This is a genomic window from Methylotuvimicrobium sp. KM2 (assembly GCF_038051925.1).
Lineage (GTDB): Bacteria > Pseudomonadota > Gammaproteobacteria > Methylococcales > Methylomonadaceae > Methylotuvimicrobium.
In genome coordinates this window covers 1,737,538-1,755,889 of the sequence record NZ_CP150634.1, presented here as the reverse complement: position 1 = coordinate 1,755,889, position 18,352 = coordinate 1,737,538, and the positions used below count along the sequence as shown (strand labels likewise).

General features: G+C 48.5%; 16 protein-coding genes. 9 read left to right on the top strand and 7 right to left on the bottom strand.

Annotated features, from left to right (window positions below; genetic code table 11):
• Window positions 1–716: 716 nt before the first annotated feature.
• The 7 genes from WJM45_RS07500 to WJM45_RS07470 form a co-directional block, all read right to left on the bottom strand.
• Window positions 717–1,364, bottom strand: coding sequence for a c-type cytochrome (locus WJM45_RS07500; protein ID WP_341328339.1), 648 nt, complete (start codon window positions 1,362–1,364; stop codon window positions 717–719).
• 2 nt (window positions 1,365–1,366) lie between these two features.
• The gene (locus WJM45_RS07495; RefSeq protein WP_341328338.1) at window positions 1,367–2,986 is read right to left on the bottom strand and encodes a b(o/a)3-type cytochrome-c oxidase subunit 1; all 1,620 of its coding nucleotides are present in this window, start codon (window positions 2,984–2,986) and stop codon (window positions 1,367–1,369) included.
• A complete protein-coding gene (locus WJM45_RS07490) occupies window positions 2,979–3,512 on the bottom strand; it encodes a cytochrome C oxidase subunit II (RefSeq protein ID WP_341328337.1) in 534 nt (177 codons plus the stop codon). Before WJM45_RS07490 ends, WJM45_RS07495 begins: the two co-directional genes overlap by 8 nt.
• Before the next feature lie 10 nt (window positions 3,513–3,522).
• The gene (locus tag WJM45_RS07485; RefSeq protein WP_341328336.1) at window positions 3,523–3,675 is read right to left on the bottom strand and encodes a hypothetical protein; all 153 of its coding nucleotides are present in this window, start codon (window positions 3,673–3,675) and stop codon (window positions 3,523–3,525) included.
• 92 nt (window positions 3,676–3,767) lie between these two features.
• Window positions 3,768–4,463: an HAD family phosphatase gene (locus WJM45_RS07480; RefSeq protein ID WP_341328335.1), complete on the bottom strand. Its 696-nt coding sequence runs from the start codon at window positions 4,461–4,463 to the stop codon at window positions 3,768–3,770.
• Between the two features lie 251 nt (window positions 4,464–4,714).
• Entirely contained in the window at window positions 4,715–5,665 is a 951-nt protein-coding gene (locus tag WJM45_RS07475) for a hypothetical protein (protein WP_341328334.1), read from the bottom strand.
• 72 nt (window positions 5,666–5,737) lie between these two features.
• Window positions 5,738–6,667, bottom strand: a complete 930-nt coding sequence (locus WJM45_RS07470; RefSeq protein WP_341328333.1) for a diguanylate cyclase — start codon at window positions 6,665–6,667, stop codon at window positions 5,738–5,740.
• 651 nt (window positions 6,668–7,318) lie between these two features.
• Here WJM45_RS07470 and WJM45_RS07465 point away from each other — a divergent pair.
• The 9 genes from WJM45_RS07465 (at window position 7,319) to WJM45_RS07425 (ending at window position 18,352) form a co-directional block, all read left to right on the top strand.
• A complete protein-coding gene (locus WJM45_RS07465) occupies window positions 7,319–8,626 on the top strand; it encodes an NAD(P)/FAD-dependent oxidoreductase (RefSeq protein WP_341328332.1) in 1,308 nt (435 codons plus the stop codon).
• Window positions 8,627–9,092: 466 nt separating this feature from the next.
• Complete coding sequence (locus WJM45_RS07460) at window positions 9,093–9,617, top strand: YcxB family protein (RefSeq protein ID WP_341328331.1); 525 nt, start codon at window positions 9,093–9,095, stop codon at window positions 9,615–9,617.
• Window positions 9,618–9,625: 8 nt separating this feature from the next.
• Window positions 9,626–11,509 carry an ATP-binding cassette domain-containing protein gene (locus WJM45_RS07455; RefSeq protein ID WP_341328330.1) on the top strand — a complete coding sequence of 628 codons (1,884 nt, stop codon included), beginning with the start codon at window positions 9,626–9,628 and terminating at the stop codon, window positions 11,507–11,509.
• A gap of 3 nt (window positions 11,510–11,512) precedes the next feature.
• Window positions 11,513–12,007, top strand: coding sequence for a hypothetical protein (locus tag WJM45_RS07450; RefSeq protein WP_341328329.1), 495 nt, complete (start codon window positions 11,513–11,515; stop codon window positions 12,005–12,007).
• 24 nt (window positions 12,008–12,031) lie between these two features.
• Entirely contained in the window at window positions 12,032–12,475 is a 444-nt protein-coding gene (locus tag WJM45_RS07445) for a universal stress protein (protein ID WP_341328328.1), read from the top strand.
• A 39-nt stretch (window positions 12,476–12,514) separates the two neighbouring features.
• Window positions 12,515–12,928 carry a TM2 domain-containing protein gene (locus tag WJM45_RS07440; protein ID WP_341328327.1) on the top strand — a complete coding sequence of 138 codons (414 nt, stop codon included), beginning with the start codon at window positions 12,515–12,517 and terminating at the stop codon, window positions 12,926–12,928.
• A gap of 252 nt (window positions 12,929–13,180) precedes the next feature.
• Window positions 13,181–15,124: a TIGR00341 family protein gene (locus WJM45_RS07435; RefSeq protein ID WP_341328326.1), complete on the top strand. Its 1,944-nt coding sequence runs from the start codon at window positions 13,181–13,183 to the stop codon at window positions 15,122–15,124.
• A 434-nt stretch (window positions 15,125–15,558) separates the two neighbouring features.
• Window positions 15,559–16,368 carry a formate/nitrite transporter family protein gene (locus WJM45_RS07430; protein ID WP_341328325.1) on the top strand — a complete coding sequence of 270 codons (810 nt, stop codon included), beginning with the start codon at window positions 15,559–15,561 and terminating at the stop codon, window positions 16,366–16,368.
• Window positions 16,369–16,612: 244 nt separating this feature from the next.
• The gene (locus WJM45_RS07425) at window positions 16,613–18,352 is read left to right on the top strand and encodes a bifunctional protein-serine/threonine kinase/phosphatase (RefSeq protein ID WP_341328324.1); all 1,740 of its coding nucleotides are present in this window, start codon (window positions 16,613–16,615) and stop codon (window positions 18,350–18,352) included.

Below are 18,352 nucleotides of genomic sequence, written 5' to 3'. Positions count from 1 at the left end.
GTTCAAGATGAAAGATGAAAGTAGTAGGATGGCGTGAGCGAAGCTTAAAACTACCGCCGGACGGGTTTTATAAACCCTTCCGTAACGTTTTTTACCGTTTGCGGGTGCTCATGATGGGTTTCCGCTTCGCTCCTACCCATCCTACTACTGCGGGGCGGGTTATTTAACCCGTCCCAAGTGTTTCGGTTTGCCCTAAACATTTCGACTGACTTCGGCCAGAATCGAAACGTTTAGAACGGGGTTGCAAACCCCGTCATGCTAAGGTCCTGAGTACATCGCAGGACGAACAGACGCTTTGACGACTGTTTTGCGGAGATTTATTCAAAGCGCGGCGTAAGATCTCCCAGTACCCCCCACTCATAAAAACTCCTGATTAGCAAAATGCTTCAGCTTGCCGAAGCCAAGTGTCCGAGCGGGACCAGTCGTAGCCGCAGCCACTTCTGCGGGACGGGGTTAAAAACCCATACGCATCAAGCTAAAAACGGCCAACCCACATCCGCTCTTTCCCAAGTTGCTATTAATAAAGCATGTAGCCCGTATGCAGCGTAGCGGAATACGGGAATGACATGGCTCCGAGCTTCCCGGATTGCGCTACGCTCCATCCGGGCTACGCTGTTTATACTCGCCAGATCTCAACTGCCGATATCCTTGCCGAATACATCAGCATCCTCAAATAGAGAATTTTAGATTTTGGGCGCCGAAGAAGCGCCCGGCATTTATTTTGCCTGGTAATATTGAGCCAGCTCCTTGATTTCCTCGGCAGTCAATTGTTTACTGAGAATTCTCATACGGCCGAAAATATCGTTACGCCGCTCGTCTTTTTGGTAGGCCTCAAGGGTCTGCACGAAATAGTCGGCTTGTTGACCGGCTAACGCCGGAATATCCATTTTTTCTCCCTTACCTTCGGCCCCATGACATACCGCACAAGGCGGCAGAGTCCGTTTGCCGTCGCCCTTCTTGACTAAAACCTCGGCTTTAGCCAACGATTGTCGACTCCCCTGAGGTTTAGGGGTAGGTAACGTACTAAACCAAACGGCAAGATCGGCCATATCCCGATTGCTCAACCCGGTCACCATCGACCCCATCAGCTCATGCTTTCGATGACCGGTTTTATAATCCTGTAATTGTTTATAAGTATAAGTCGCCAACTGTCCCGCCAATGACGGATAATTCGGCACTTGACTCACGCCTTGCTCTCCATGACAACCCGTACAGGTCGCGGATAATTCCTTGCCTTTGGCGGCGTTGCCTTTTTTGACGAAGTTCAACTGCTCGGACGTCCAGGCGACTTTTGACGCCGGCTCGGCCTGGGCGGCAGTCGAAACAAGAAGACCCGAAAGGGCCGCGACAACCATTTTATTCATGATCAAAATCCCCACGCGCTTGAGCCGAATGTTTTCATAAAAAAGAATTGCAGAATCGGTACGCCGAAACTCAGGGCCATCAAACCGGCGATGACTTTATTCCATAGCGTAAAATCGTTCAGATATTCAGGCAGATCGGTAACCGGATGAATCGGTTCGGCATATTCGATTTCGCCTTCGAATACCTCTTGCGAACTGTGCGTCATCGCTAAATTGTAAACAAACAAACACGCGGAACCGAGCATCACCAAACCGCCGAAGATCATCGCCAGTTCATAAGGATCCCAGGCCAGCGTCAACAGCGAGTTATATTCGACACCGGAAATGCGCCGAGGCTGCCCCAATAAACCCAGCACATGCCAAGGCGTGGTTAAAATCGTCATGCCGATAAACCAAGTCCATAATTGCACTAGCGCCATATCTTTGGAAAAAAGCGGCTTACCGGCCATTATCGGCCAAAGATAATAAGCAATCGCAAAATACATGATTACGGTGGTACCGGCGAAGATCAAATGAAAATGTCCCGGCACCCAAGCCGTGTTATGGATCATTGCATTCATCGCATAACTGGCGTTGACTAGGCCGCCGAAGCCGCCGAGAATCAGCATCAACAAAGACAGAATAACCGACAGCACCATCGGATTACGCCAGGGCAGCGAACCGATCCAACCGAATAATCCCTTGCCGCCGCGCAACCGGCCGGCGATTTCGAGCGATGCAATCACGCTAAAACCGGTAATGAAGGTCGGAAGCGAAACAACGAAAGTCCCGACGCCATGCAGCAACTTCCATCCTTTAGCTTGCTCGGGATCCATATATAAATGATGAAAACCGATCGGCAACGCAAAGACGATCAAGACCACGAAGGCGGCCCGCGCTATTTCATCGCTGAACAAATAACCGCCCGCCTGCTTCGGAACCAAGACATAAAATGCCGTATAAGCGGGAATCAACCAAAAATAAACGATCGGATGCAAGGTCCATGCAAACAAAGTGCGCGCGAGACCCGGATCGAGCGTGTCCATCCAGCCGAGTGCCATCGGAATCAATTGAAAGAGCACTTCCAGCGCGACACCGGCACTAGTCCAAAGCCACAAAAGCGCATTGCCGACGGTTGCAAACATCGCGAGCGGCACCGGCGCGCCGGGATTGGCTTGCTTCCATTCGCGCATCATCATAATCATGATGACGCACCACAGCCAGGAACCGACAATCAACAATGTCGCGCCGACATAGAACATCCAATGCCCGATAATCGGCGGATAAAACGTGTACAAAACCGAGGCTTTACCGGTCAATAGCGGTATTGCCGCCAGCACGGTGCCGAACGACGATATTCCGAATCCGGCCCAGGCCCATTGAGGATTCCAAATCGGCTGCTTCAGACTAGTCGTCGCGACGACATAGCCGAAGCCCATGATGAAAAACGTCGTCAATACAAAAGCCATTAATACGCCGTGCGTACTGACCGATGCAAAATACACCGAAGGCGATTCGATTGCCGGAATGAAACCGCTCCTTTCCAAGACTTGATACTCGCCCATGAAACAGGCCAAAAGAAACGCACCGAAGGCGACCCATAGATGGCTGAACGCCAGTTTTTTGGTGACCGCATCAATCATTGTCTTGTCCTCCTTTTGAAGGGGCTATTGCCGGCGCGGTCCAATGTTCTTTCGCGACGACCGAAACATTGCTCCACATATGGTCGTGCCCAATCCCGCAATATTCATTACATAGCAGCGGATATTCGCCGGGTTTCGGCAAAGTTGTCGTCACTTGCGCGACATACCCCGGTACGATCATCGTGCTCATATTCGTCATCGGCATATGCACGCCATGGAGAACGTCCATGCTGACCCAGCGAAATGTCAAAGAAGTATCCGCCGGCACGGTAATGTGTTTCGGATAAAAACCGTAACGTCCGGCAACCATTCGAATGGTTATATTGCCGCTTTCGTCGACTTGCACGCCTAGGTTATCTTCGTCGAATTCCTCGCTCAAATGCAGACTAGCTGCATCGATAGTCTCGACATTGCTCGGGGCATTAATGCCGTGAAATAAGGCATCGATCAAGATAATGCCGACAAAAAGACCGGCGATGCCGACCGCCGCATAGGCCCATTTTTTTTCAAGAGGATCTATATGCATAAACTCACCACTAATTGACCGCGCCACGCGGCAAGAATACCCCGTAGTACAGGAACAGCCATGCGACAACCATGCCCACGCCAACGGTAATCATTAAAGCCCAAGTTCCGACCGGCGGGCTGTTCAGGATTTTTTCACGTTCTTCTTCACTTAATGGTTTCATGACTTCCTCTTATTTATTTTTATTAATTTGGTATGAATCGTACGGATATTAGCGGCAAGTAAACGCGAAGGAAACGTTAGCGTCAAGCAGTTTTACAAGTCCCGCGCCGCCCATAAAGCCGCGACCTGGTCCAAATCGCGGCATTGCAGATGACATAACTCGCCGGCATAAGGATCGGCCGGCACTACCGACGGCACATAGACGGTAAACGTACCGGACGCGGACGCCGCAATCACGCCGGCCGGTGAGTCTTCCAATGCTAAACAACGAGAAATAGGAATCGACAAACGATCGGCCGCATTCAAGAAAATATCGGGCGCCGGCTTACCCCGATCGACATGATCGCGAGCGACAATCGTCTCGAATACATTACCGAGGCCGGCAAAATCGAGACACTCTAACGCATTATTCAAGCGACTGTTGGTCGCAAGACCATAGGGTATGTCGGATTCCTGCAATAATCTGAGAAATGTCCAAAAACCCTTTTTTATGTCGATGCCTTGCTTTTCGACGATGCAATACCAACACTCGCCGCTCAAACGGTTAAATTCCTGAAGATCGAAAGCGTTTCCGCAAAATTCGAGCAAGCGCATTTCGACATCGCGATAATGAAGTCCCGACAAAGACAAACAAAAAGCATCCGGCAATTGATATCCCATGAGCTCGGCAGCCTGCCTCCAAGCCACGAAATAAGTGCTCTCGGTATCCAACACCAAGCCATCCAGGTCGAATACAACCCCTAGACAGCCGTCAACGCCTCCAGCAAAAAATCCGTCCCTACCATTCACTTTTCACCTTTCATCTTTCATCTTTCATCTTTCATCTTTCATCTTTCATCTTTCATCTTTCATCTTTCATCTTTCCGCTTAAGTATGCATTCCCACGCTGGAGCGATGGGAACGAGGAATCTTGACCCATGTGACTTCGATACCGTTTATTGTCACCCAAGCTTACCGACTCTCCCTCACCTAGCGTTAGGTGAGGGACGATCTGGGGATCGCTCCCACAAAGGCCTCAATTCACCACCCTCTTTCATCTTTCATCTTTCATCTTTCATCTTTCCCCTTGAACCTTGAACCTTTATATACTCCCCTTCCGCCTCGCGGCTAGAACCGACAATAATCCGCTTCAAACCGCTCGGTGACTCTTCCAACAAACCGCAAACCTCTATTTCTTCTCCGACTTGTGCTTGACCGGTATAAGTCGCGGTAAAAACGACAATCTCATCGATAGTCGGATCATTGCACTTAAACAGCGCCGGATAATCGAAAGCCCGGCTATCGTCTATCACGACGCAACGCAATAAGATTTCGCCGCATTTGCGGTAAGTCTCGGTAGCAAACGACTCCGGATCGATGAAATTCAAATCGAATTTACGATCATTGACCAAAGCCTTATTGAATTTGCGCTGTTCATGCCAAACATAATCATCGAAATCGATATGACAATCCCGGCGACGGAAACTCTCTTGCCAATGCCTCAGATCGAGCTCATGCAGCAAGCCGGCTTGAATCAACTCACGGTTTATCGCTCTGGCCTGATGAAACAGATCCCTGTCATAAAAAACCAAATCGATATCCGATAACTTGCCTTGAGCGCCGATTAGCAAAGAGCCGGTCACGCCCATTTGCTTAACATCCAACCCCCGACTTTGATACAGATTCGATAATCGAAGCAAATCTTGTTCGACCGGGTCTAGCCACGCAGCCGATAATAGCTCGTTCAAGCGTTGTCGCGGCTGATAATGCTTAATTACTCGCTCTTCAGGAACGGCATGAAGCCGGACATCCCGCATCGGGCAATAATACAGATATTCAGGATGATCTCGACTCAATAAGTCGTCCGCTTGCCGGGTGGATTGTTTTTGCCAACCGTTCGAGCTTCGCCGATAACGTAAAAAACACAACACCCTGCCCTGTTCAATGCCATGCTCCACTACAGCAAAAACCAGCCCTTCAGCAGTCTCAATGAAATCTTTCGCTAAATACATAATAATTACTAAATTCCGATAAAAACATCCGTTTAAATCGTTTTATTCGACACATCCTGGTCTACTAAATGCTCAAGCGCTCTCGAGCCTGTTTCGGCCTTTTTCCTTCGCTCGATAGAGCGCATCGTCGGAGGCCTTCATCAATTCATCGATGGTCTTGAACTGACCGTTGTAGGTTGCAAGACCCAAACTCAGCGAAACATAACTATCGACTTTCGACCCTTCATGAGGAATTTGCCGAGCGGACACGGCCGACCTAATTTTTTCGGCTAAATCCCTGCTTCCTTGCCAGTCCGTATTCGGCATGATCACAGCAAATTCCTCGCCGCCGTAACGGCAAGCCAAATCGGTCGCTCGCTGAGGCACCGAAGCGATGGCCTCCGCGACTTTTTTCAAGCAGTCATCGCCAGCCATATGCCCATACCGATCGTTATAAACTTTAAAATAATCGATATCGCACATCAACAACGAAAGCGGTTGCTTGTCACGCCTGGCATGATTAAATTCCCTTAACAAGGTAGTATCGAAATTGCGTCGATTCGCGATACCGGTCAGTTGGTCGTGTAGCGATGCAAAACTGAGTGCCTCATTGGCATGCATCAAATCCCGTTGTACGGCATGCAGTTTTCGCCGCATTTCATAAATGCGTTCCATAGCAACGATTTGCATTTCTAGACGTTTCGGGCTAATCGGCTTGGCCAGGTACGCATCGCCACCGGCCCTGATACATGCGGCATAGGAGTCGTCATCGGTTTTGATCGTTAAAAAAATAATCGGAAACCAATCGTCGTCTTTCAAGGATCTGATCGCTTGTGTCGTTTCGAATCCGTTCAAACCGGGCATTTCAATATCCATCATGACCAAATCGACATCGTTCGACCGAATAAATTCAAGCCCCTCCGCTCCGTTTTCGGCATGAATCACATGATGCCCAAGCTCCTTGACACACTCCGCAACCAGCATTCGAATGGCTTTACTGTCGTCTATTACCAATATTTTCATAAGAATTTCTTCACTATAAACCCGATTTCCAATACTAATTTCCCGAAAAATCGCCCTTTAAAATAGACTATGTTCGCGTTAATAGTTGAAATTAATACTACGCCAATTTCGAAACTTGAAGACTGTAGGTACGCGCAGCGTACCCTACAATTCACTTTGGATTTATAAGTACTTCCGGTATTGGTAGGTGTTTCCAACTATTTACCGCATACATAGCCTTATACCCGTCGTAGATCAAAATTCGGCGCCTGGCACTGCCGAAATTTGAAGTGCGAAAGGTATAAAATATCGCTGATCCGATGTAACTATTCAGTCCCCCGGCAATTATCGTTCCCATGCTCTGCGTGGGAATGCCTGAGTACCGCTCCAGCGGTACGAGACGCTAGAGCGTCTCGGTCTTCATTCCCACGCCGGAGCGCGGGAACGATAGGGGGTGTTTACACATCCAAGAATTAGCCGATCAGGGCTTAATACTAGCATTCCTTAAAATAAACATGGGAATTCGTCATCAGCATCTCATTGGTTTCATCAATACCCCAACATAATGAGGTAGGGATTTTTTTATAAATCGTCCACTTTCGAGTTGATTCGTTATAATACACTGCTAAAAAAACTATTACCGCGACAAGCGGAAAATAAGCTGGGGGATGCATGAGCGATAGCAACAACGAAAAGCATAAAATTCTGATTGTCGGCGGTGGCGCGGCCGGACTGGAATTGGCAACGACATTGGGTAATAAATTAGGCAAAGCAGGTTTGGCTGAAATCAACCTCATCGATGCCTCTTCGACTCATATTTGGAAACCCTTATTGCATGAAGTCGCGGCCGGCACCTTGGATGAAACCGAGCAAGTCGACTATCTGGCGCAGGCCTATCGCAGTCATTTCCGTTTCCGTCTCGGCAAAATGGCCGGTTTGAGCCGCGAAAAAAAAGAAGTCTATCTGAGCCCTACTTACAGCGATAGCGGCGAAGAACTGATACCCGAACGCACATTTAAATACGACACCCTGGTCATGGCTGTCGGCAGCGTCAGCAATACTTTCAATATCAAAGGCGTGGCCGAACACTGCATGTTTCTCGATACCACCTCGCAGGCCTTCAAATTTCAAAAGCAACTGGTCGAAACTTATATCAAACGCCATGTCAGTAAAGGCGGCAGCAAGGACAAACCGTTATCGATCGCGATTGTCGGCGCCGGTGCAACCGGAGTCGAATTATCAGCCGAACTGCACGAAGTGACGCATCTGCTGAACGTCTACGGGCTCGACCAAGCCGGCGACGTAAAAATCACAATCATCGAAGCGGCCACGCAATTATTACCTGCCCTGCCGACCAAGCTGGCTCACGCGACGCAACAACAATTAGTCAAGCTCAATATCGACCTAAAGCTTGGTCGACGCGTAACCGAAGTGTCGAAAGCCGGCATCACGACCCATGACGGCGAATTCATTCCGGCCGACCTCAAAGTCTGGGCGGCGGGCATTAAAGCCCCGGACTGGCTGCAACAAATCGACGGATTGGAAACAAACCGAATCAATCAATTGGTCGTCGATGAGGCTCTGCAAACAGCCGACCCCAGTATTTTCGCGATCGGCGATTGCGCAGCCTGTTCGTGGCCGGGGCATGAACAAAACGTTCCTCCGCGCGCCCAGGCCGCTCATCAACAAGCCTCGACGGTAGCAAAAACCATCGTCAATCGCTTACAAGGCAAAGACCCCGTCAAATTTGTATATCACGACTACGGTTCGCTAGTCTCGTTGGGTAAATATTCTACCGTCGGCAATTTGATGGGCAACTTAATGGGCTCCGTCACGATCGGTGGCTTTATCGCCCGTATCGTTTATCTATCGCTTTATAAAATGCATCAGGTCGCGATCCACGGTTATTTTAGAACGGCAATGTTGACGCTCTCAAATTTATTCCGGCGTAGCGCTCATGCCAAAATCAAAATGCACTAAGGAACGAGCATGAAATAACTTCGACTACTGTTAGAAGGGGGGCGGTGGCTCGATTGACAGGTGTCGGCGGCAGGGAAAGCCGCCGTCAAGCCTACATGGATGTATTCACCCAGCACCTAAATTCCATAGTCCATTGGCTATGGTTAACTACCGTGGATAATTTAGGTGCTGGGTTCACGGCGTCCTGTCAAGCGAGTCACCGAACCACCGCAAAGCCTTACTATACCTTTCGCACTTCAAATTTCGGAAGTGCCTGAGGAGGCGCCGGGGTGTGCGACAAAGGCTTTGCCAGCATGGAGCTGGCATAGAGCCTACAGGGATGTATTCACGGCGTCCTTTGACGGACACCCCGGCGCCGAATTTTGATCTGCTATGGGTATACTTGTAACAATTATTTTGTGCACATTCCTAAAAACCAGACTCAATCAGCTCCTTTTTTACAAACCACATACCTTTAATAATTATCATGTTTGAAATTGAATACATTTTTCGTGAAGAGGATTTAATCCATTTCAACGAAGTCCAACTGCAACAAAACGACGAAGTCCTAAATAACATCCGTAAAAACCGGCTAGTTTTCCCCGGTGCGCTAGTGATTATCGGTATTTTTTATTATTTGTACTACGGCGATATGATGACGGCGGCCTATATTTCCAGCATTGCCATCCTTTGGGCGCTGCTCTCGCCGAAAATTATGCTACTCGACATGCGTCGCCAAATCATGAAAAACTACACCGAAAAAGAAAAAGCCGATATGTTCGGCCGATATACGCTCAAGATAGAACCCGATCATTTACTCGAAATATCGCCAAGCGGCAAACACAAAATGCCGTGGAACGAATTGATCCGGGTCGAACAAGAAGGCGAGCATTATGTCTATATTTTTATTAGTCTCAATACGGCGTTGGTGATTCCGGCAAAAACCGTTAAAAAAGGCAAACTGAAAGAATTTGCCGAGCAAGTGCAGAGTATGATCGATCGAAAAGGCTAAACCCAAGCATGTTGAACTTTAAAAACGTATCCTTGAGACGCGGCCCTAACGTTTTGTTCAGCCAAGCGTCTTTTACGATTCATCAAGGCCAAAAAGTCGGCCTGACCGGTACGAACGGCGCGGGAAAATCCAGCCTTTTCGCATTACTTAGGGGCGAGTTGCACACCGATGAAGGCGACTTTTCGATGCCGCCGGGCATCGAAGTCGCGCATGTCGCGCAAGAAACGCCGGCGGTCGCCTGTTCGGCGATCGATTACGTGATCGATGGGGATCAAGAGTTAAGACGACTGCAAAAACAGTTAAGCGCAGCCGAACAAAGCGGCGACGGGCTAAAACTGGCTGAATTGCATGCGGCCTTGGATATCATCGGCGGTTACACCGCCGAAGCTCGCGCCGCCCGATTGATGAACGGATTAGGGTTTCGCCCGGATCAAGAACACAACCCGGTCTCTTCGTTTTCGGGCGGTTGGCGCATGCGCTTGAATCTGGCGCAAGCCTTGATGTGCCGTTCGGATCTTTTACTGCTCGACGAACCAACCAATCATCTCGATCTGGATGCGGTCATTTGGCTGCAGGATTGGCTTTGCAAATATCCCGGCACCTTGCTTTTGATCTCGCACGATCGCGACTTCCTCGATGCCATCGCCAGCCACATCGCGCATATTGAACAACAAAAAATCGAACTTTATACCGGCAATTATTCCGCTTTCGAAAAAATGCGCGCGGAAAAACTCGCGCAGCAACAATCCGCGTTCGAAAAACAACAACGCGAAATCGCTCATATTCAAAGTTTTGTCGACCGTTTCAAAGCCAAGGCCACCAAAGCCAAACAAGCGCAAAGCCGGATCAAGTCGCTTGAACGCATGGAACTCATCGCTCAAGCGCATGTCGATTCGCCTTTTAATTTCAGTTTCCGTAAACCCCAAAAAATGCCTAACCCGCTGCTCAAATTGCAAGAGGCCGGTATCGGTTACGGAACGACAATAGTGATCGACGGTGCGGAATTGACGCTCGCTCCCGGCGATCGAATCGGCTTATTAGGTCCCAACGGTGCAGGCAAATCCAGTTTAATCAAAGTACTAGCCGGAGAAATGCAGCCTTTGGCCGGCGAAATACTGACCGCCGACGCATTGAACATCGGCTATTTCGCCCAGCATCAACTCGAGCAATTGCGAATCGATGAAAGTCCGCTGCAGCATCTGCAAAGACTCGATAAACAAGCGACCGAAAAGGATTTACGCAATTATCTCGGTGGTTTCGATTTTAGGGGCGACAAAGTACTGGAACCTGTCGGCCCCTTTTCCGGAGGCGAAAAAGCACGCTTGGTTTTAGCGATTTTGGTGTATCAAAACCCGAATCTATTGCTACTGGACGAGCCGACCAATCATCTCGATTTGGAAATGCGCCATGCTTTGAGTATTGCGCTGCAAGATTACGAAGGCGCCATGCTGATCGTCTCGCACGACCGACATTTGCTGCGTTCGGTCACCGATCGATTGCTGTTGGTTGCAGACGGTAAAGTCCAACCTTTCGACGGCGATCTGGACGACTACCGTTCCTGGCTGACCGAACAAACCAAAAGCGAAGAATCGCCCGAAGAAGCCGTCAGCCAATCGCTTTCTCGAAAAGACCAGCGCAAACTTGAAGCCGAACGCCGGCAGAAAAACAAGCCATTGCTCGATGCATTGAAAAAAGCCGAACTCGCGGTCGAAAAACTACACCGGGAACAATACGAAATAGAGCAGCAATTAGCCGATCCGGCTGTTTATCAGGACCAGGAGAAAGAACGCTTAAAACAGCTACTGACAAGCAAAACTCGGATCGATAAGGAACTTGAAGAAGCCGAAACGGAATGGCTCGAAGCCGAAACCAAACTCGAAGAAGCCGGCTAACTTATGTACGAATGGGTCATGCTATTTTTCGATCTTTGCCGATTTCGGAAAGGCCCGCAAGACCTCCCTTATTCGCAGGCTTTGCTGCTGAGTTCTATTATGGCCTATGCCATACTGGATTTTTTGATGCTGTATATCGATAGCGACTGGTTTAACGCAATTATACAGGTATCGGTCGGCGCCTTATTATTGCTGGCATTTGCCAAGATCATATTGCTCATTTCACGAAAACCCGGCCGTTTTGTGCAGACATCGTGCGCGCTGTTTGGAACCGATGCCTTGATCAGTTTCTTCGCGCTCCCGATTATCGCCGGCATGACGACCGGCCGAGTCTCGCTTTTAGCCTTCGCGGCACTAGTCGCGTTAATGATCTGGCATTGGCTAATTACCGGACACATAGTCCGCCATGCCTTGTCCGAATCCTTTAGCTTTGGACTGGGTATCGCATTCTTGTATATCATGGCTTCTTATTGGCTCATGGCTCAGCTGTTTCCCTAACCTGGCGCTTCTAATGGAAATTTTATGAAAAATTATACCCATATCTTGCTCGCGGTTGACTTTTCCGATCATACCGATGCCATTGCCGAACGTGCATGCGACTTGGCCGATAAATACCAAGCTAAAATAAGCCTGTTGCATGTGGTCGATAACCTTCCGATTGTCGACACCGTGAACGGGCCGATTATTCCCTATGAAATCGACCTAACCGAACAATTAATGGAATCGGCCAAATTGCGACTGGAAAAACTAGCGGAACGATTCAATATCCCCGAAAACAATCGCTTTCTCGAATTAGGCAGCCCGAAAATCGAGATCGTCAGAATCGCCGAGGAAAACGCGGTCGACTTGATCGTCGTCGGCTCTCATGGCCGGCATGGGCTCGCATTGCTGCTAGGATCCACGGCCAACGGCGTATTACATCACGCCAAATGCGACGTCCTTGCGGTACGCATCAAAGACGAATAACCCTGCCTCAACCTTAAACCTTGAACCCATTTAACAAACATGATCGGACATATAGAAAGTTTTGACCTCGGCAGACAAACCGGCGTAATAAAAAGCGGAGACTCTTTTTACGAGTTTCATCTCGACAGTTGGCAATCACCCGACTTACCTGAGCCTGGCGATGATATCAATTTCGAATTGGAAGAAGGCGAAGCCAAATCGGTTGTGCTGATCGGCTCCTATCTCAATCCGCACAAACCGGTAAAATCTCGACTGCTGGCAACGGTACTCGCGTTGCTTTTAGGCGGCGTCGGGGCGCATCGTTTTTATCTCGGCTATTATTGGATCGGTCTTGCTCAGATCGCGGTGACCGTTTTGACCATCGGTTTCGGCGTGGTGTGGGGCTTTATTGAGTTTGCACTATTACTCAGCAAAAATTTCGACGTGGACGCCAAAGGCAGACCTTTGAAATAAAGGATCATTGAAATCGCTTAGCCCTGTTTAACCTCACTGCCATTAAATTAAGCCTTTTCTGGTTCCCACGGTCCTCCGTGGGAATCCGTACCTTGTTGGCTGTCGAAACCAGATTGGTATGCGTTCCCACGCTGGAGCGATGGGAACGAGGAAAAATCTCCCCCAGCCACTCTTTTTCAAAGAGGGGAGTAAAACTCCAAGGACCTTAACTTAATGGCATTGCCTGTTTAACCTGCGAAAGTTATATATCGAATGACAGAATCTAAACCGATTTACCTGATTCACTCCGATGAGTTGGATAAAAAGAATTTAGTTCTAGTCAAGCAACATCCGCTAATTGTCGAGAACGGCATCACGATTCGCCCGATTAAAATGTCGAACCTTAGCGGTCTGTATGTTAACGGTAACTTAAACCATGCCTTGGTTTGGGTTAAACATACCGAATTTCAAGCCGTTCTCACTGCTGCGTTTGATAAAACCATCACATTGAGCCTTCTGCCGTATCCCAACGAATTACGACCCGTATTTTTCGATCATCTTGGACTGCCCAATAAGCTTGACGACTGCTTGGCCTTGGCACTACAAACAGAAACGATGTCGATCGATTTGATCCGCTGTAACGGAGAATTCATTAGCCGCGGCATCGGCCTATTGAATCAAACTGCGCTAGCCGAATTGATCGAAGCCGGCAATACGCGAAACATCTTCAAGAAAACAAAGTTTTATTGCCAACGCCTGATTCATGCCTTTAACTTACAACCGATTGCCATCGAAATAGAAACCGCGAAGGGCAAATCCGTCAAAACGGCGGTCATCGGCTTATATCTATTGGATCTTGCAAAACGAAATCCATTTGCCAAACTTTTCGGCGAATCGGCATCGCTAAAAGATGGCCGATTGTCGTTCGTGTTCTTTGCACCGCAATCGATTTTAAGCTACATCCAATCGACATCGATGACTATTCCGCCGTCTTCGGCACAGCTACCGAAACAACTAGGATTCGTTCGAAGCGTTTCTTTGCGCATAACCGCAAAACAGGATATTGGCTTTTGGATAGAGCACAAACCGGTCTCGACACGCGAGCTATTTTTGGAAACGGTTCCTGCCGCCCTTAAAATCACCGTCGGCGAAAGTTTTCGATCGCTCAACTCGCAATCCGGCGACAAAGAAAATTTCAATGTGGAGAACCTACCGCAAGGGGAAGCGCGGCTGAAATATTTCAGTAAAACCTTGCCGTTTTTTCCCCATGCGCTCGAATCCGATTTTAAGGACTTGTTCCTAGCACTCAAGGAAAACGCCAGGACGACGAGCACTTATGTCTTATTAATGGTGCTCAGTTCCATGCTCGCCACATTGGGCTTATTCCTGAGTAGTCCGTCCGTCGTTATCGGCGCGATGGTGTTAGCGCCCTTGATGGCTCCGATTATTTCTTTGTCGATGGGCTTGCTTCGCTCCGAAAAATTCTTGACTCGAGAATCAATCGTTTCGCTGCTGTCCGGTATCGGCATCGCGCTTGCGATTTCCTCGGCAATGGCGGCTTTATTGCCGTTCAAAGATGCCACGCCGGAAATCGAAGCCCGTTTGCACCCCTCGACGCTGGATTTGTTGGTCGCGGTTTTTTCCGGTATCGCCGGAGCCATGGCCCAAGCTCGCGAAAGTATCGCCAAAAGCTTGCCGGGCGTTGCCATCGCAGTCGCCTTGGTGCCTCCCCTCTGCGTTGCAGGTATCGGCATCGGTTGGCTTGAATCCGATATTTTTTTTGGCGCCATGCTCTTATTCTTGACCAACTTAATCGGAATTACGATGGCCGCCCTCATCTCATTTATGGTTATCGGGTTCGCGCCTTTTACTCGGGCCAGAAAAGGAATTTTGCTATCGAGCCTATTGTTGGCATTGTTTTCCGTTCCCTTGTTCTATTCTTTCCAAACCATGGAGCATATCGCCGATATCAAAACGCAACTGGCCGGTAGAACCTATCAAATCAATGGACACCGGCTTGAACTTAGGAATATCAAAGTCAATACGCTACGACCGCTCAATCTAAATGCCGATCTACTCACCAATACCATGCCGGACGAATCGGTGTTTACTCGGCTCGAGGATGATTTACATACGGAACTCGGTAGGCCTGCCCGCTTCAATTTTGCTTTGCATTTTGTTAGGGAAACCGTTGCCGTCGATGAAAATGAACAATAAGCCGCGCCCCGCAGCTTCGTCATAGACGACGCACTAAAATCTACTCCGTAATGCACCAGACCGGTTCACAAAGACACAAAACAACCCTTACCCAACAAGAGCTAATATTTACTATTTATAATATCAATAGCTTATATCTTTAACAGAACTTGGCACGATTTCCGCTTATCTTCATTCGAGTTTCTTAAAGCAAAGGCGCTTTATCCCCACTAGGGATTAAAGCGCCTTTTTTTTGCCTTGTGTTTTTGTAATTATTCAGCATAAGTCATGTATGAGAAGGTGTCAGGCATTGATTTATAAGGCTGTCTGCAACAGGACGTTGCAGTCAGAGCTTACAGGGATGTATTCACGCGTCCTTAGAAATCAATGCCTGACACCAACCTACCGCATGCGCTGAATAGTTACGTTTTTTTTAACTTGATCAGAGGAATGCCATGTCTTATTTAGTCCCTTCGGAATTTGTCACCAAAATGGTCGATGCCGGTGAATCTAAAGTCTATATGTCAACACGAGATACGTTGATCAGAGCCTATATGGCCGGCGCGATCCTTGCCTTAGCCGCCGTATTTGCAGTCAGTATCACTGTCGAAACCGGTTCTCCGATCTTCGGCGCGATTATGTTTCCGGTCGGTTTTTGCATGTTGTATTTGCTGGGCTTCGATCTACTGACCGGTGTTTTTGTTCTGGTACCGTTGGCATGGATCGATAAACGCCCAGGAGTAAGGGTAGGCGGTATCTTAAGAAATTGGGGATTGGTCTTCGTCGGCAATTTCCTCGGTGCTTTGACCGTGGCGTTGTTGATGTCGATAGTTTTCACCTACGGATTTTCGGTCGAGCCGAATGCCGTAGGAAAAAAACTCGCCGGCGTCGGTGAAGCCAGGACGCTCGGCTATGCGCAATACGGTATTGCCGGCTGGTTTACGATCTTTACTAGAGGCATGCTATGCAATTGGATGGTGTCTACCGGCGTGGTCGGCGCAATGATATCGACCACGGTTAGCGGCAAGGTGATCGCGATGTGGATGCCGATCATGCTGTTCTTCGCCATGGCCTTCGAACATTCCGTGGTCAACATGTTTCTGTTTCCGGCCGGCTTGATCATGGGCGGTAATTTCTCGATCATGGATTATTTTATCTGGAACGAAATCCCCACGGTACTGGGCAACCTGGTCGGCGGACTCGCATTCACCGGCATGACGCTATACAGCACCCACATAAGAACCGCACCGAAGCGCGCTCTGTAACTCGCACCTTCAACCAAAAATCGGCAGATTAACCATGAAGCACATGAAGTTCATGAAGGATTTCAAGAAAATACCTAAATCTTCTCGCTAACCTTGTTGGTGAGCGAAAGTTTTATCACTATGCGCAATAAATTATTGAATTAACTTCCTATTCTTCATGATCTTCATGGTGAAATGCTTTTTCTAGGTTTAACAGAGTCTCGAGCTTAGCTCAAGATTGAGGCTCTCGATCAAATGAAACCTCATGTCCGACACTCTTAAAATATCCGTAGGGCAGTATTCCGATAAAGGCCGAAAGGAAATCAACCAGGATTTTCATGGCGTCTATATGCCGAAAGAACCGCAGTTGAATTCAAAAGGTATTGCCATAGCGATAGCCGACGGAATCAGCAGCAGCGCTGTCAGTCATATTGCCAGCGAAGCGGCGGTCACCGGATTCCTCGAAGATTACTTTTGCACCCCGGAAGCATGGTCGGTAAAAAAATCGGCGCAACGGGTCTTGATTGCAACCAATTCCTGGCTGCATGCCCAAACCCAACAGAGTCAATATCGTTACGATAAAGACAGAGGCTATGTGTGTACCTTTAGCGCTTTGATTTTCAAGTCGAATACCGTGCATATTTTTCATGTCGGCGATACACGGATCTATCGATTACAGGACAATAATCTGGAGCAATTAACCAACGATCATCGGCTTTGGGTTTCTCAAGACAAAAGCTATCTGAGTCGTGCACTAGGTATCGATCATCACCTTGAAATCGATTATCAAGCGCTACCGATTGAAAAAGGCGATCGCTTTTTGTTGATGACCGATGGCGTTTATGAATTTGTTAACAATGCTTTTATCATCAATACAATCAAGGAGCATGGCGATGATTTAGCGACTGCCGCAACAATGATCGTCAACGAAGCCTACCGGCAAGGGAGTTCGGATAACTTGACGATGCAGATTGTCGATGTCGAGGAATTACCGTATCTAAATGCGGATGAGATTTATCGACAAATAACCGAGCTTCCGTTTCCGCCGACATTGACCGCCAGGATGATTTTCGACGGTTATCAAATCATGAGAGAGCTGCATAATAGCAGCCGGAGCCATGTCTATTCGGCAATGGATACCGAGACCAATACACCGGTCGTCATTAAAACGCCTTCAATCGATCTTCGAAACGATCCCGCTTACCTTGAGAGTTTTCTCATGGAAGACTGGATAGCGCGCCGCATCGATAGCCCCCATGTCTTAAAACCCTGCGAACAAACCCGAAAACGCAATTATCTCTATATTGTCACCGAGTTCATTGATGGCCGAACATTGAAACAATGGATGATCGATAACCCGAACCCGGATCTGGAAACCGTACGCGGCATCATTGACCAAATTGCCAAAGGCCTCCGCGCGTTTCACCGTCTGGAAATGGTTCACCAAGACTTGAGGCCGGAAAATATCATGATCGATAGCTCCGGTACGGTAAAGATCATCGACTTCGGCTCGACTCGAATTGCAGGGCTAACGGAAATGAACAGCCCCACCGAACGGCACCCATTACTCGGCACTGCTCCGTATAGCGCCCCCGAATATTTTTTAGGCGAAAACGGAACGGCTCGCTCGGACTTGTTTTCGTTAGGCGTAATAACCTACCAAATGCTGACCGGAAATCTGCCTTATGGCACTCAAGTCGCCAAATGTAAAACGAAAGCAGCTCAAAATCGATTGAACTATTACTCCATCCTGGATGATGCTCGAGCGATTCCGGCCTGGATCGATGATGCCATCAAGAAATCCGTCCACCCGAATCCCTACAAGCGATACGAAGCATTATCCGAATTTGTTCACGACCTGCGTTATCCGAACCCAACGTTTTTGAATAAAACGCAAGCGCCGCTCATAGAGCGCGACCCCGTGACCTTCTGGAAAAGCATTTCTCTCATCTTGACGATTATCGTCGTCACGTTATTAATCCAACTCAGCAAAAGAGGTATTTAA